Origin of the sequence: Pseudoalteromonas sp. S3785 (genome assembly GCF_005887365.1) — a bacterium.
Taxonomy (GTDB): Bacteria; Pseudomonadota; Gammaproteobacteria; order Enterobacterales; family Alteromonadaceae; genus Pseudoalteromonas.
This window is the reverse complement of the sequence record NZ_PNCT01000122.1, coordinates 1-214: the sequence shown is the minus strand read 5'-3', so window position 1 is coordinate 214 and position 214 is coordinate 1. Positions and strand designations below refer to the sequence as shown.

Below are 214 nucleotides of genomic sequence, written 5' to 3'. Positions count from 1 at the left end.
CAAATGTGACATGGTTGACGATGAAGAGCTACTTGAGCTAGTAGAAATGGAAGTTCGTGAACTTCTTTCTGAGTACGACTTCCCAGGTGATGACTTACCACTAATTCAAGGTTCTGCTCTTAAAGCACTTGAAGGCGAAAAGCAGTGGGAAGACAAGATTGTTGAGCTTGCAGAAGCACTAGATTCTTACATCCCAGAGCCAGAGCGTGACATC

At 44.4% G+C, this 214-nt stretch carries 1 protein-coding gene; it reads left to right on the top strand.

The window, feature by feature from the left end; genetic code table 11:
* Positions 1-214 (top strand): GTP-binding protein (locus CWC17_RS18740; RefSeq protein ID WP_349654494.1); only part of this gene is annotated, 214 nt, incomplete at both ends.